The sequence below is a fragment of the Mycobacterium sp. D16Q13 genome (genome assembly GCF_002013375.1).
Classification (GTDB): domain Bacteria; phylum Actinomycetota; class Actinomycetes; order Mycobacteriales; family Mycobacteriaceae; genus Mycobacterium.
Window position 1 is genome coordinate 68,522 of sequence record NZ_MAEW01000020.1, and the last position, 13,829, is coordinate 82,350.

The 13,829-nt window shown below is 64.7% G+C and carries 12 protein-coding genes and 1 pseudogene; 8 read left to right on the forward strand and 5 right to left on the reverse strand.

Translation table 11 applies throughout. The features are described from left to right. Positions 1-19: 19 nt before the first annotated feature. From B4400_RS20530 to B4400_RS20540, 3 genes are all read right to left on the reverse strand, one after another. Entirely contained in the window at positions 20-1,396 is a 1,377-nt protein-coding gene (locus B4400_RS20530) for a hypothetical protein (protein WP_078312408.1), read from the reverse strand. A 126-nt stretch (positions 1,397-1,522) separates the two neighbouring features. Further along, complete coding sequence (locus tag B4400_RS20535; RefSeq protein ID WP_078312407.1) at positions 1,523-1,909, reverse strand: hypothetical protein; 387 nt, start codon at positions 1,907-1,909, stop codon at positions 1,523-1,525. Positions 1,910-1,939: 30 nt separating this feature from the next. Beyond that, entirely contained in the window at positions 1,940-2,887 is a 948-nt protein-coding gene (locus B4400_RS20540) for an LpqN/LpqT family lipoprotein (RefSeq protein ID WP_078312406.1), read from the reverse strand. Positions 2,888-3,144: 257 nt separating this feature from the next. Here B4400_RS20540 and leuS point away from each other — a divergent pair, with 257 nt between their 5' ends. Continuing rightward, positions 3,145-6,024 carry a leucine--tRNA ligase gene (leuS, locus tag B4400_RS20550; protein WP_078312404.1) on the forward strand — a complete coding sequence of 960 codons (2,880 nt, stop codon included), beginning with the start codon at positions 3,145-3,147 and terminating at the stop codon, positions 6,022-6,024. A 56-nt stretch (positions 6,025-6,080) separates the two neighbouring features. Further along, positions 6,081-6,260: a hypothetical protein gene (locus B4400_RS20555; protein WP_078312403.1), complete on the forward strand. Its 180-nt coding sequence runs from the start codon at positions 6,081-6,083 to the stop codon at positions 6,258-6,260. Position 6,261: 1 nt separating this feature from the next. Here B4400_RS20555 and B4400_RS20560 read toward each other — a convergent pair whose 3' ends face one another. Beyond that, positions 6,262-6,927: an SDR family oxidoreductase gene (locus tag B4400_RS20560; protein ID WP_078312465.1), complete on the reverse strand. Its 666-nt coding sequence runs from the start codon at positions 6,925-6,927 to the stop codon at positions 6,262-6,264. Between the two features lie 120 nt (positions 6,928-7,047). Here B4400_RS20560 and ggh point away from each other — a divergent pair, with 120 nt between their 5' ends. After that, positions 7,048-8,388: a glucosylglycerate hydrolase gene (gene ggh, locus B4400_RS20565; protein ID WP_078312402.1), complete on the forward strand. Its 1,341-nt coding sequence runs from the start codon at positions 7,048-7,050 to the stop codon at positions 8,386-8,388. A gap of 3 nt (positions 8,389-8,391) precedes the next feature. On the opposite strand, the gene B4400_RS20570 is transcribed toward ggh, so the two are convergent. Beyond that, entirely contained in the window at positions 8,392-8,865 is a 474-nt protein-coding gene (locus B4400_RS20570; protein WP_078312464.1) for an Lrp/AsnC family transcriptional regulator, read from the reverse strand. A gap of 163 nt (positions 8,866-9,028) precedes the next feature. On the opposite strand from B4400_RS20570, the gene pdhA reads away from it, so the two are divergent. From pdhA to B4400_RS20595, 5 genes and pseudogenes are all read left to right on the forward strand, one after another. After that, the gene (gene pdhA / locus B4400_RS20575) at positions 9,029-10,108 is read left to right on the forward strand and encodes a pyruvate dehydrogenase (acetyl-transferring) E1 component subunit alpha (RefSeq protein ID WP_078312401.1); all 1,080 of its coding nucleotides are present in this window, start codon (positions 9,029-9,031) and stop codon (positions 10,106-10,108) included. A gap of 11 nt (positions 10,109-10,119) precedes the next feature. Continuing rightward, positions 10,120-11,088, forward strand: coding sequence for an alpha-ketoacid dehydrogenase subunit beta (locus tag B4400_RS20580; RefSeq protein WP_078312463.1), 969 nt, complete (start codon positions 10,120-10,122; stop codon positions 11,086-11,088). Positions 11,089-11,104: 16 nt separating this feature from the next. Further along, positions 11,105-12,379 (forward strand): dihydrolipoamide acetyltransferase family protein, encoded by a 1,275-nt coding sequence (locus B4400_RS20585; RefSeq protein ID WP_078312400.1) that lies wholly within the window; start codon positions 11,105-11,107, stop codon positions 12,377-12,379. A 50-nt stretch (positions 12,380-12,429) separates the two neighbouring features. Further along, positions 12,430-13,114: pseudogene (locus B4400_RS20590) on the forward strand (sensor domain-containing protein). Further along, positions 13,114-13,794 (forward strand): sensor domain-containing protein, encoded by a 681-nt coding sequence (locus B4400_RS20595; protein ID WP_078312398.1) that lies wholly within the window; start codon positions 13,114-13,116, stop codon positions 13,792-13,794. Before B4400_RS20590 ends, B4400_RS20595 begins: the two are co-directional and overlap by 1 nt. Positions 13,795-13,829 lie beyond the last annotated feature (35 nt).

Sequence of the window (13,829 nt, forward strand, 5' to 3'; positions counted from 1 at the left end):
GGTCGATTCGGGACACGTGTCACCCTGCTGGCGGGAAGATGAGCAGGTGGGCCAGCCCGCCGGCCGCACCGAGAACGGCGCCGTGCACGAAGAGCAACCACTCGTCCTGTTTGACCGCCGAGCGCAGCAACTCGTTGAAATCATCGAGTGAGAGCTTGTGCATCTGGGTCGAGACGAAGGCGCCGATCTTACCTTGGCGCTGTTTGTTGAACTCCGGATCGGAAAACGCCAGGGGCGCGAATTCGGTTGCCTCGATGGTGACGGACTCGGTGATCTGGTCGTATTGGCGCCGACCAACGGCTACTCGAATGGCGCGGCGGGCAGGCCCAAGCGCTTGCTCCAGCGCCGGCCGGATGCCGTCGGCCAGCATCTGCCGGGTGCGGTCCGACCGCGGTCCGTTGAGCATTTCGTTACCGATGTTCTCCAGGGTGATGACGTTCTCGGAGATGGTGCGGGCGTACTCCTCTGAGATCTCCGACTTGCGCTTGATGAACAGACCCTGACGCCACGGCACCCACTTGTTGGGATGCACGGGTTCGAAAATCATGGTGATACCGAGGTAGTTGACGATGTAGCCGATGACGATGCCGCCCAGCGGCAGCACGATCCACGGTGTCCACCAGTGGTGCGGAACCGAATGCAGGATCGCGACGAGAACGAAGCCCATGGGGTAGCCGAAGTAGAAACCGAAGTTCTGCATGAACTGCAGCTCTTTGTGCCCCATGGTCCGGAAGATGTCGTTGAGCAGCTTGGGATGAGCGGTGAGGTATCGGATGATCATCAGCTTGGCGTCGACGAGTTGCCCGATGTTCTCGCCGATTTGATCGGTCATGTTCTTGACGATCTGCGGCAGCTGATTCTCGATGCGCTTGAACATCATCTCCCGCAATGCCGGTGGCAGGTTGTGCCACAGCTGCGGGTCCTCGCGTTCCATGATCTTGGTGATGACGCTGCGAATCTCTGTTTTGGCAATCAGTGCAAGGTGATTCGCGATGAGGTCCGGTTCGAGCTGCTCGTAGAAGTCCGAGATGCTACCGAGCTTGGCAAGGCTCTTGTCGACGGCGATGCTGGCCATCTTTTCCGCACGTGACGGCACAATGCCCTGCCATCCGAACCGTCCGTCGGAGGTGATGGCGGGGATGACCTGTACGCGGCGAGGCAGGAAGGCGTACAGGGTGCGCAGCCCGGGGATGCGCCAGCCGTAGAAACGCAAGGGTGCGAACAGCATCAGCACACCGGTCCAGTTGGTGATGTACCCGATGATGCCGGTGAACAACGGCACGGTGAGCAGATCCACCACCAGCTGGTCGTCGCGATAGATGTACGCGGCGATACCGGAAGCGAGCGTGAGAACACCAACGAGGATGAACTTGACCATCTGCTTGGTGTCTTTCACGGCTCCCTTTCTGACCACACCTGTCTACGAGTGCCCGGGAACATAACACCAAAAAATGGGCCGACATGGGCGAATACGGATCACATTCAGATGAGGTAGCGCCGACGTGTCTAAAGATTGGACATGTCAGGGCCGCGCGCACACAGATGAGCCGCTTGCGCCAAGACCGTCACGGCCGGAAGTGGTGGCACTGGGGCAGCCGCCGCAGGAACTACCGCAGCCACCCGAGGACGACATCTGTTGTGCGGCGGTGGTGTATCGCGCGACCTGCCAGGCCGCCGCACCCATTGTCGCGATGGCAGCGGCGCCACATACCACCAGTCCCACCAAACCAATTGCGGTGGAACCGAATAGTGCGGCAAGTGCGCCGGCGGCGAGGATCACGGCGGCCGCCGCCTGGGCGGGCGCGAGCATGCGCCGAGGGCTGCCGTGCGGTGCCCGCAGGAACGCCGCCACGGACAGCGCAGCCAGCAGCCCGGCCAGGGCAATGGTCACGATGGCGGCGATCAACACCCGCTCAGTTTAAGCGGGATGCGAGGCCGGTTATGCCGCGGGCGGCGCCGGTGGGATCAGCGGAGGCAGGGTGGGCAGGGGTGGCAGTCCCGGAACCCCCGGCGCCGGCGAAGGCGGTGCGTTGGGGTCCGCGGGCACGGGCGCCCCCGGAGCAGGCGTGACGGGCGCGCCGGGCACGGCGTCCGGGTCGGCGAGCGCATTGGGATCGGCCGCCGGCGCGGTGACCGGCGCGGCATCTCCGAAACGCAGCCCGTTGACGATCAGGTCGGTGGCGGGAGCTTCGGCGATGGCGTTGCCCACGGTCGTGGTGACGGCCAGCTGGACCAGGTACCGGTCTTTACCTTGCGTGATGATCGCGGCCCGGCGCGAGGTGTTGAGGGTCTCACCGTCCTGACGGAAGGTGCCTTCCACGATCGAGGACGGGGCGCCCTGGTAGGTGACCAGCGAGGCGTCGGTCGGCTGCCAGCCCTGCAGCGACTTGACCTCGACGGGACCATGGGACACGGCCTCGTTGGTGTCGAACTCGCCGACAAGCTTGCTCATCGTGACCTGTGCGTTGGACTGGTAGAGCCCGGTGCCGTTGGCCTTGCTGACAATCACCTGGTAGGCGTTGGGGACATTGGGATCGGGCACGTTCGCCCAGTTGTTCGGTATCGGGATGCTGATGCGGGGTGCGCCGTGGCTGTTCTTGGTCAGCGGTTCCAGCTTGACGTTCTTGGAAGCGAAGAACTCCGCAAGCGTGCCCTCGTTGGCGGGTGCGAGCCCGCTGATCGGCGCGGAAGGCTGCAGCGGATTCGTTGACGCCGTGGGCGCCGCCGCCGGTGCGACGGGAGCCGACGTGGCGGCGTTCGGAGTGGCCACCGGTGCCGGGGGCACAGGCTGTGGGTCCGCCAGCGCGATGGCGGTAGTCCCGGCGAGCAGCGCCGCAACGGAGGCCGTGGCCGCCGCGAACCTGACTGAATACCGTTTGGTCGTCACCTTCTTTGTCCTTCCGGCTCTGTCCAATGCGTTGTGTGAGTTGTCTGCGCGTTGTGGACGACAACCGTGAACGCGGAGGTGTCGACCGCGATGTCGACAGGCAGGTTCTCGGTTGTGGCGGTCCCGAAGTTAATGAGCGCAGCTGAGAAACCACCCCGGACACCCCCGGAAGTGGCCGGATTGTGACCAGAGTGATTAACTCTCGTCGCCAAAGCGGCGATTTCTGTTCGCTGAGCTGCCGCATTTACCCTTGATGCGTGACTGAAGCCCAGCAGGACGCCGGCAGAGCTATTGAGGAAACCGCTGAATTCCCCAAGCATCGCTACTCGGCGCAGCTCGCTGGGCAGATCGAGCGCGACTGGCAACAGAGCTGGGCCGACCGCGGCACCTTCCACGTCCCGAACCCAGTGGGGGCGCTGGCACCGGCCGACGGCACCCCGATTCCCGCGGACAAGATGTTTGTCCAGGACATGTTCCCGTACCCGTCCGGTGAGGGGCTGCACGTCGGACACCCGCTGGGCTACATCGCGACGGATGTCTATGCCCGCTTTCACCGGATGCGCGGCGCCAACGTGCTGCACGCACTGGGGTTCGATGCGTTCGGGTTGCCCGCCGAGCAGTACGCGGTGCAGACCGGCACACACCCGCGGGTGCGCACCGAGGCCAACATCGTCAACTACAAGCGTCAGCTGGGGCGGCTCGGACTGGGCCATGACTCACGCCGCAGCTTCGCGACCACCGACGTCGACTTCTATAAGTGGACTCAGTGGATTTTCCTGCAGATCTACAACGCCTGGTACGACGTCGAGGCCCAGCGGGCCCGCCGCATCGACGAGCTGATAGCCGAATTCGATTCCGGTGTACGTACGCCTGCCGACGGCACGGTGTGGGGCGAGCTGAGCGATGGCGAGCGCGCCGACCTCGTCGACTCATACCGCCTCGTGTACCAATCGGATTCGATGGTCAACTGGTGTCCTGGACTGGGCACCGTGCTGGCCAACGAAGAGGTCACCTCGGATGGCCGCAGCGAGCGCGGCAACTTCCCAGTTTTCCGTAAGCGGTTGCGGCAGTGGATGATGCGCATCACCGCGTACTCCGACCGGCTTATCGAAGACCTGGAATACCTGGACTGGCCCGACAAGGTCAAGGCGATCCAGCGCAACTGGATCGGCCGATCACAGGGCGCGTCTGTGTTGTTCCCCGTTGCGGGCGTGGGCGATATCGAGGTGTTCACGACCAGACCCGACACACTGTTCGGTGCCACCTACCTGGTGCTGGCCCCTGAGCACCCGCTGGTCGATTCGCTGGTCGGTGACAGCTGGCCGGCAGGGACCGACGCGAGGTGGACCGGTGGTCAGGACTCGCCGCATGCGGCGATCGACCAGTACCGGCGCTCCATCGCGGCCAAGAGCGATCTGGAACGTCAAGAGAACAAAGAAAAGACGGGCGTATTCACCGGCGTGCATGCGACGAATCCGGTGAGTGGTGATCCGGTGCCGGTCTTCATCGCGGACTATGTGCTGGTGGGCTACGGCACGGGCGCCATCATGGCGGTGCCGGGGCATGACCAGCGCGACTGGGATTTCGCGCACGCCTTTGGTTTGCCTGTGCGGGAAGTGATTTCCGGTGGTGATGTCACGGAGGCCGCATACACGGGTGACGGCGTGCTGGTGAACTCCGACTACCTGAACGGGCTGGACGTCGTCGCGGCGAAGGCCGAGGTGACCCGCCGGCTGGTCAACGACGGACACGGCGAATCACGCATCGAATACAAGCTGCGCGACTGGCTCTTCGCGCGTCAGCGCTACTGGGGCGAGCCGTTCCCGATCGTCTACGGCGAGGACGGGCGACCGCACGCGCTGGGCGAGGACGTGCTGCCCGTCGAACTGCCAGAGGTCGAGGACTACGCACCGGTGTCCTTCGATCCCGACGACGCGTCGACCGAACCGTCGCCCCCCCTTTCCAAGGCCACCGATTGGGTGAGCGTCGAGCTGGACCTGGGAGACGGACTCAAGCAGTACTCGCGGGATACCAACGTGATGCCACAGTGGGCTGGCAGCTCGTGGTATGAGCTGCGCTACGCGGACCCCGACAACGCGGAAGCCTTCTGCGACAAGGAAAACGAGGCCTACTGGCTGGGTCCACGCCCGGCCGAGCATGGTCCGAATGATCCCGGTGGCGTCGACCTGTACGTCGGCGGCATGGAGCACGCCGTGCTGCACCTGCTGTACTCGCGGTTCTGGCACAAGGTTCTCTACGACCTCGGGCACGTCAGTTCCCGGGAACCGTATCGACGGCTGCTGAACCAGGGCTACATCCAGGCCTACGCCTACACGGACGCGCGCGGCATGTATGTCCCGGCCGCCGAGGTGGTTGAGGAGGGCGGAACGTTCTTCTGGGCCGGTCCGGAGGGGAAAGTCGAGGTGAAACAAGAGTTCGGCAAGATCGGTAAGAGCCTCAAGAACTCGATCTCACCGGATGACATTTGCGACAACTACGGTGCCGACACCCTGCGTGTGTACGAGATGTCAATGGGCCCTCTGGAGCTGTCACGCCCTTGGGCGACGAAGGATGTCGTTGGCGCACATCGGTTCCTGCAGCGGGTGTGGCGTGCGGTGATCGATGAGGAGACCGGCGAGATCCGAGTTACCGACGACGACCTGACGAGTGAAGACACGCTGCGGGCGCTGCACAAGACGATCGCTGGAGTCACCGAAGACTATGCGGCCCTGCGTAATAACACCGCTGCGGCCAAGTTGATCGAGTACACCAACCACCTCACCAAGGAGTACCCGGAGGGTGCCCCGCGCGCGGCGGTGGAACCACTGGTGCTGCTGCTCGCGCCACTGGCGCCGCACCTGGCCGAGGAGCTGTGGAGCCAGCTCGGGCGCGACGTGTCGTTGGCCCACGGGCCCTTCCCGGAATCCGATGAGCGATGGCTGGTGGCCGACACTGTCGAGTACCCGATCCAGGTGAACGGCAAGGTACGTGGCCGCATCACGGTTGCCGCCGATGCACCGGCGGACGATATCCAGGCGGCGGCGCTCGCCGAGGAGAAGGTGCTGGAGTTCCTGGCGGGTGCCACTCCGAAGAAGGTCATCGTGGTGCCGGGTCGCATGGTGAATCTGGTCGTCTAGGGCGCTCGCTCAGATAGAGCCTTCCATTTCAAGATCACGGGGGCCAGGATGGGCAGATGGACGCACGCAATACCGACGCCGGGGTGATGCCGGGTTTGGCGGCCGTTGCCGAGGCGGTCGCAGCCACGATCCGTGCAGGTGATCGCGGTAAGGGTGAATTCCTGGCCTACCTGAATCAGGCGCTGCCATACAGCGACATCTGGTGCCTGCCCCTGCGCCACCGCGACGACAGCTGATTTAGTTCTGCCGCACTACGATCTGGTGCACACGCGCGTCGCGCGGAAGGTTCACGGCATCGGCGACCAGCTGCGCGACGGACTCGGGCCGCATGTAGTCGGCCGGATCGTACGCGCGCCCTTCATGTTCGGTGAGCTCTTGCTGCATGGGTGTGCTGATCCGGCCGGGATGCACCGAGGTCACCCGAAGCAGCGGTTCCTCGGCGCGGAGCACATCGGCGAATCCGCGCAACGCGAACTTGCTCGTCGAGTACGAGCCGATGCCCGGGTGTGCGTTGATCCCCGCTCCGGAATTGATGAAGACCACGTCGCCCTGCGCCGCGCGCAGGGCGGGAAGAAGCGCCTGGGTGAGCGCTACCGGTGCTAATACATTGACCTCAAAGGTCTTTCGCCAGTCGGCCAGCTTCGAGTCGGCGATCGTCGCCGGGTAGGAAACCCCGGCGTTGTGCACCAGTAGGTCGAGTTCGCCGATATCGGCAGCGGCCGTCAGCACCGCGTCCTCGTCGCCCAGGTCAACCGGCCACGCGGTCGCGCCCAATCCCGCGGCCAACTCGTCGAGCCGTCCGGAGGGCCGTCCACCAAGCAGGAGTGCATGCGTAGGGGCGAGTGCGCGCGCGATCGCGGCGCCGAGTCCGCCGCTTGCGCCGGTGATGAGAGCCAGGGGCATGCGCGCCAGGCTAGCCTCCTTCCGCCAAATGTCGACCTCGGGCGGCTTCTCCTGGCACTTTCGCACCGAAACTGCGCTTTCGGCGAGAGGGAATGGCCGGGTACGCCGCACAATGGACGGATGCCGTCCCACCCGATGTTCACTCCCACGCAGCTGGCCGCGCGTGCGGCGTACCTGCTCAGAGGAAATGACCGGGGAACGATGACCAGTGCCGCACCCAAGCTGTACCCGCATATGTGGAGTTGGGACGCGGCGTTTGTGGCGGTGGGGCTGGCGCCGCTGAGCGTCGAACGTGCCGTCACCGAACTCGACACCCTGCTCTCCGCGCAATGGGCCAACGGGATGATCCCGCATATCGTCTTCGCCAATGGTGTCGACGGCTACTTTCCCGGGCCGGCACGCTGGCAGACTTCGACACTGGCCGCGAACGCGCCGTCGAACTATCAGACCTCGGGTATCACCCAGCCGCCAGTACATGCCATAGCGGTGCAACGCATTTTGGACCACGCGCGCCGCCGGGGCCGTAGTGCCCGGGGGATCGCCGAGGCCTTCCTGGACCGGCGCTGGGCCGACTTGATGCGGTGGCATCGTTGGCTCGCGGAGGCGCGAGATCAGAACCAGCACGGTCGAATCACCCTGTACCACGGGTGGGAATCGGGGATGGACAACTCGCCGCGTTGGGACAGCGCGTACGCCAATGTGGTTCCGGGCGAGCTGCCGCCGTATGTGCGGGAGGACACCGCGATCATCACCGACGCCTCGCAGCGCCCCAAGGACGCCGAGTACGACGTGTACCTCTGGCTGCTCGAAGAGATGAAATCGGTGGGGTACGACGATGCCCGCCTGCCGGACGTGATGAGTTTCGTCATGGAGGACGTGTTCGTCTCGGCCATCTTCGCGGTGGCCTGCGAGGTGCTGGCCACCATCGGCGAGGAGCACGCCCGGCCGCGCGCTGATGTGCGCGAACTGCACGGCTGGGCCGATCGATTCCGGCGTGGAGTTGTCGATACCACCGAGGAACGTAGCGGTGCGGCAAGGGATTTCGATGTCAAGACCGGGAAGTGGGTGGCAACCGACACGGTGGCCATGTTCGCGCCGCTGCTCTCCGGTGGTCTGCCGCGCCCGCAGGAGCTGGCACTGCTGAGGCTGTTGGAGGGTCCGCGATTCTGCGGTCATCCTGACCTGCGATACGCGCTGGTCCCGTCGACGTCGCCGGTGTCTCGGGACTTCCGTCCGCGCGAGTATTGGCGGGGTCCGGTCTGGCCGGTGCTCACCTGGCTGTTCTGTTGGGCGTTCGAGCGGCGCGGATGGAGTGAACGTGCGTTCCTGCTACGGCAGGAAGGATTGCGTCAGGCGGGTGACGGATCCTTTGCGGAGTACTACGAGCCGTTTACCGGCGAGCCGTTGGGCAGCATGCAGCAATCCTGGACGGCCGCAGCGGTTCTGGACTGGCTGGGCTGAGCATCAGTCCTGCCCGGCGAGGCGGCGCAGCAGTGGGGTCATCCGGAATGCGACCAATTCGTGCATCGCGATCGCGATGGACGTGCGGGTGATGCCCGGGATATCGAGGATGTTTCCCGCGATGCGGTAGAGGTCGTCGCTGTCGACCGCCACCACCTTGATCATCAGGTCATCGGCGCCCGCCAGGCCGTGTACCTGCACGATCTCCGGTACGTCGGCGAGCGCTACTCCGATGGTTCTCAGCTGGTGCTGGTCGATGCGAGCCGTCACGTAGGCCGTCATGGGATAGCCCATCGCCCGCGGCACGATCTGGTGGTCGATACCGGCTAGCGCTTCGTGCTGGTCCCAACGGGTGAGCCGTGCCTGCACGGTGTTGCGGGACAGATTCAGACGCTGCGCCAGCTCCACTCCGGACGCGCGGGGTGTTTGCGTGAGCGCGAGTAACAACTTGGCGTCGGTGGCGTCGAGAGTGGTCATAGCGCGCAGTATCGCACAGAACGGCACGGCAATTATGGGCAGAATGCGCAATGTGACACGCATCGGTTGCGCAGTATGACTATCTGATGCACTGTGAGTCATGACACAACCACAGGGTGGTGGTTATCGGTAGGCGGTGCTTCACTGCGTTAGCGAGGCGGGTATGGAAACCATCCAGCTCCTGGATCCGGAAGGCAACCGGGTCGAGAATTCGGCGTACACGCCGCTCGTCGCTGATGTCAGCGACGAGCAGCTTGTGGCGCTGTATGAGGACATGGTGGTGGTCCGCCGCATCGACACCGAGGCCACGGCTCTGCAGCGTCAGGGTGAGCTCGCGCTGTGGGCACCGCTGCTGGGCCAGGAGGCCGCGCAGGTGGGCTCCGCGCGTGCGCTGGCGCACGATGACTTCGCCTTCACCAGCTTCCGTGAGCACGGTGTCGCGTACTGCCGCGGCGTCGAACCCACCGCCATGCTCCAGTTCTGGCGGGGTTCCACCCAGTCGGGATGGAATCCCCGCGACCACAACGTCACCGCACCCGCGATCATCGTCGGCGCGCAGACGCTGCACGCCACCGGATACGCCATGGGCGTCAAGTTCGATGGGTCGGATACCGCGGTCATCGCGTACTTCGGCGATGGCGCCACCAGTCAGGGCGATGTATCGGAGGCGTTCGCCTTCGCGTCGAGTTTCGGTGCGCCCGTTGTCTTCTTCTGTCAGAACAATCAGTGGGCCATCAGCGAGCCGGTCCGGGTGCAGAGCCATCTGCCACTGGCGGCGCGCGGCACCGGATTCGGTGTGCCGGGAATTCAGGTGGACGGCAACGATGTGCTCGCGGTGATGGCCACGACACGGGCGGCGCTGCGGCGCGCGCGGGAGGGCAGTGGGCCCACTCTCATCGAAGCGGTCACCTATCGGATGGGACCGCACACCACCTCCGATGACCCCACCAAGTACCGCAACTCTGCCGAGCTCGAGGAATGGCGCGCCAAGGACCCGCTGTCGCGGGTGGAAAAGTACTTGGCGCGGCGAGGAGCCCTGACGGATTCGGACACGCAGCGCATCGCGGCCAGGGCCGATAAGGTCGCCGCCGAGATGCGCGCGGGGTGCCTCGGCACGATCGAGCCGACCGCCGCGGACATGTTCAATCACGTATACGCAGAACCACACTCGCTTGTCGCCGCGGAACGTCGTGACTATTTGGAATACCTTGCGGGATTTGAAGATGAAGGGATCGCATCATGACCAGAATGACCATGTCCGGTGCCCTGAACGCGGGTTTGCGTGCGGCCCTGGAAGACGACGACAAGGTGATCGTCATGGGGGAGGACGTCGGCAAGCTCGGCGGTGTCTTCCGAGTCACCGACGGGTTGCAGAAGGACTTCGGGGACCATCGGGTCATCGATACGCCGCTCGCCGAGTCCGGAATCATCGGTACCGCGGTGGGTTTGGCCATGCGTGGATATCGCCCCGTGTGTGAGATCCAGTTCGATGGCTTCGTGTACCCGGCCTTTGACCAGATCGTCAGTCAGGTGGCCAAGCTGCACTACCGGACCAAGGGGGTAGTGGGCATGCCGTTGACCATCCGCATCCCGTTTGGTGGCGGAATCGGTGCGGTGGAGCATCATTCGGAATCGCCGGAGGCATACTTCGCCCACACTGCCGGGCTGCGGGTGGTGGCTTGCGGATCGCCGCAGGATGCTTACGACATGATCCGCCAGTCCGTGGCATGCGATGACCCGGTCATCTTCTTCGAGCCCAAGCGCCGCTACTGGGAGAAGGGTGAGGTCAACCTGGAAGACACAGCGGCTCCGCCCCTTTCCCTGTCCTCTGCCCGTATCGTCCGGCCCGGTACCGCCGCGACCATCGCCGCATACGGTCCGATGGTCGGCGTCGCTACCGCTGCGGCGGATATGGCAGCCGCGGAGGGGGTGTCGATCGAGGTGGTGGATCTGCGCTCCCTCTCGCCGGTCGACTTCGAGACCCTGGAGGCGTCGGTGCGCAAGACCGGACGGCTGGTGGTGGTTCACGAGGCGTCGGTGTTCATGGGATTGGGCGCGGAGATCGCCGCGCGCATCACCGAGCGGTGCTTCTATCACCTGGAGGCTCCAGTCCTGCGCGTCGGCGGCTTCGCCCTGCCGTACCCCGCCAACAAGGTGGAGCACCACTACCTGCCCGATGCTGAGCGCGTGATGGACGCGGTCGACCGCGCCATCGCTGCCTAGGAGAGGTGCGAAATCCATGGCAGTCAAACAGTTTCTGCTTCCAGATCTCGGTGAGGGGCTCACCGAAGCCGATCTGATCTCGTGGAAGGTGAAGGTCGGTGACGAGGTAAAGCTGAACCAGGTGCTCGCCGATGTGGAGACGGCGAAAGCGATGGTCGAGCTGCCCTCACCCTACGAAGGAACTGTGGTGGCCTTGGAGGCGGCCGAGAATTCGACCCTTGCGGTCGGTTCACCGCTGATCTCGATCGAGGTGGCCGGCGCGGAACCGGACGCGCCCGCCAACCTCGTCGGTTACGGTCCGTCGGAATCGAGTGGACTGGCCCGGCGTCGACGTCGTGCGGGAACTGGGGCCGCCGCGCTTGCCCTGGTGGAAGAGACCGAGGTGCCCACACCAGTAGCGGTTCAGCCGGCGGCGTTGGACCAGCCCCGCTCCGCTGCCAAACCGTCGGTTCGTAAGCTCGCCGCCGAACTCGGGGTGACGCTCGACCTGATCAGCGGCACAGGGATCGGGGGCAGCATCACCCGACAGGATGTCGAGGCCTACACCCGCAGCCTCACCGCCCGTGCTCCGCAGGTGGAACCCGCCGCGGCGCCGGTGGGAGGGGAGACACGCATTCCCATCGCGGGCGTCCGCAAGCACACCGCCGCGGCCATGGTGCGCAGCGCCTTCACCGCGCCGCATGTCACCGAGTTCCTGACGGTCGACGTGACCGCGACGATGGAACTGCTTGCCGATTTGAAAGCCAAGTACCCCGATCTCAAGCTCACTCCGATGACACTGGTCGCGCGGATGGTGCTGCTGACCCTGCGGTCGCACCCCTCACTGAACTCCGCCTGGGACGAGCAGGCCGGCGAGATCGTCATCAAGCACTACGTGAACCTCGGAGTCGCCGCCGCGACGGAGCGCGGACTGGTGGTTCCGAACGTCAAGAGCGCCAACGGAATGTCGCTGCGTGAATTGGCGGTGGCCTTCGCGGAATTGGTGAGCACGGCGCGTGAGGGAAAGACCGCGCCCGCCGAGATGACCGGCGGAACGTTCACGCTGACCAACATCGGAGTGTTCGGCATCGATGCGGGCACACCGATCCTCAATCCGGGTGAAGCGGCGATCTTGGCGCTGGGCTCGATCGCCAAACGCCCGTGGGTGGTGAACGGAGAGCTCGCGGTCCGCGATGTCACCACGCTGGCGCTGTCCTTCGACCACCGGCTGGTCGATGGTGAGCAGGGGTCGAAGTTCCTTGCGGATCTGGGTGCGATGTTGACCGATCCACGCATGGCACTGGTGGTGTAGCTACACTCCTAGCAAACCCCGATCGGGGGTTTCGGGGACAGGGGGTGTGCATGCATCGAGGTATCGTGCTGCTGTGCGCGGCGCTTAGTTTGGCTGGTTGCACGCGGATTTCCGATGGTGAGGCGTTGGTGTCGGCGGACAGAGGGAGCATCGGCCGAGAGATTCGGCCGGTTGACGGCAAGCTCGGTGGGCGGTTGCTGACTCCCGAGGAGGTTTCGGGAAATTACCGGCCTCCCGAGACTTCTGAAGGTATGGGACCCGGTAGACGGCATGTTCGGGTCGACCGACCCCGGCCTGCCATGCGCGCTGGGTTACTCGCTTGCCGAGGTTGTGCAGTACTCGGGATACGAGGCCGCGCGTATTGAGGGGTACTCGCAAGAGACCGAGGAGGTCAGGGAGTACTCGGTAGCGAACGCGCTGGTCGTCTTCGGTGATACGCGCACCGCGCAGCGTGAGTTTCGGAGATTCGCCGGCCGGATGTCGCAATGTGATGGCGTCACCACGCAGAAGAGGCGTGACGCCGCCGACACCTGGAAGCTGAGCATCACCAGTGCCGATACCGCTGACGAGGTGGCGTGGACGCGTAGCGTGGTCGACTCGAGTTGGACCTGCTATATGGCTGCACGACAGCGAGCCAACTTTGTGGCATCGTCCATGTTCTGCACCCATGGTTCCGATAATAAGGCGGGCGACGTGCTGAACCGATTGACGCTGAAACTCTCGGAGACAGGCTAATGCGCTGGGCGCCAATCATTTTGCTTAGTATGTCGGTGCTGTTTACCTCGTGCACCCATGCGGTCGCGGGTGACGCCGCCGCGCCCGCCAAGCCGGAGAAGCTCTACCCGGTGTTACCACCGAGGCAGGCCGACCTCGAAGATCGCCTGCTGTCGGCATCGGATATTCGTGCGGCAGTGGGCCTTCCGGAGGTCAAGACCATCCCGCCGCTTGACACGGTGCTCTCGACGGCGAACACCGTGTCCGATTGTGCGTACGGATACTCCCTGGCCACACGGCAGCAGTACCTGAGCTTCAGCGCGGCACGCATCCAGGCGTACTCCGAGACCGTCGGAGGGGTGCGCAGGCACACCATCGGCACCGCGCTCATCGCGTTCGAGACCGCCAGTTCGGCGAGCCAGCAGTTCGAGCAGTTTGCCCAGCGCATGTCCAGATGCGATGGAGTGCATGGCTCTACCGCGGTTGCCGGTGTCCAGGAGAGCTGGACGCTCAGCATCGTGCACAGCGGTCAGGACGAGGTGAACTGGACGCGCACCACCGACCGCTCACCGTGGTCGTGCCGTCTGGTGGCGCGACAGCGCGCGAACTACGTCGCCTCGGTGATGTTCTGCCGACTAGACCCCAACGACGATAAGACCGAAGCGCTGTTCACGTTGTTGCTGGACAAGCTCGCTCGGTGACCGATCGCAGCAGCCCTTGCGTTATCGGTGTCGCG

Excerpts from the sequence above, each read along its gene's own strand:
- B4400_RS20585 (WP_078312400.1), top strand. The coding sequence starts at position 11,105 with ATGGCAGTCAAACAGTTTCTGCTTCCAGATCTCGGTGAGGGGCTCACC.
- pdhA (WP_078312401.1), top strand. The coding sequence starts at position 9,029 with ATGGAAACCATCCAGCTCCTGGATCCGGAAGGCAACCGGGTCGAGAAT.
- B4400_RS20595 (WP_078312398.1), top strand. The coding sequence starts at position 13,114 with ATGCGCTGGGCGCCAATCATTTTGCTTAGTATGTCGGTGCTGTTTACC.
- B4400_RS20570 (WP_078312464.1), bottom strand. The coding sequence starts at position 8,865 with ATGACCACTCTCGACGCCACCGACGCCAAGTTGTTACTCGCGCTCACG.
- ggh (WP_078312402.1), top strand. The coding sequence starts at position 7,048 with ATGCCGTCCCACCCGATGTTCACTCCCACGCAGCTGGCCGCGCGTGCG.
- B4400_RS20580 (WP_078312463.1), top strand. The coding sequence starts at position 10,120 with ATGTCCGGTGCCCTGAACGCGGGTTTGCGTGCGGCCCTGGAAGACGAC.
- B4400_RS20555 (WP_078312403.1), top strand. The coding sequence starts at position 6,081 with ATGGACGCACGCAATACCGACGCCGGGGTGATGCCGGGTTTGGCGGCC.
- B4400_RS20560 (WP_078312465.1), bottom strand. The coding sequence starts at position 6,927 with ATGCCCCTGGCTCTCATCACCGGCGCAAGCGGCGGACTCGGCGCCGCG.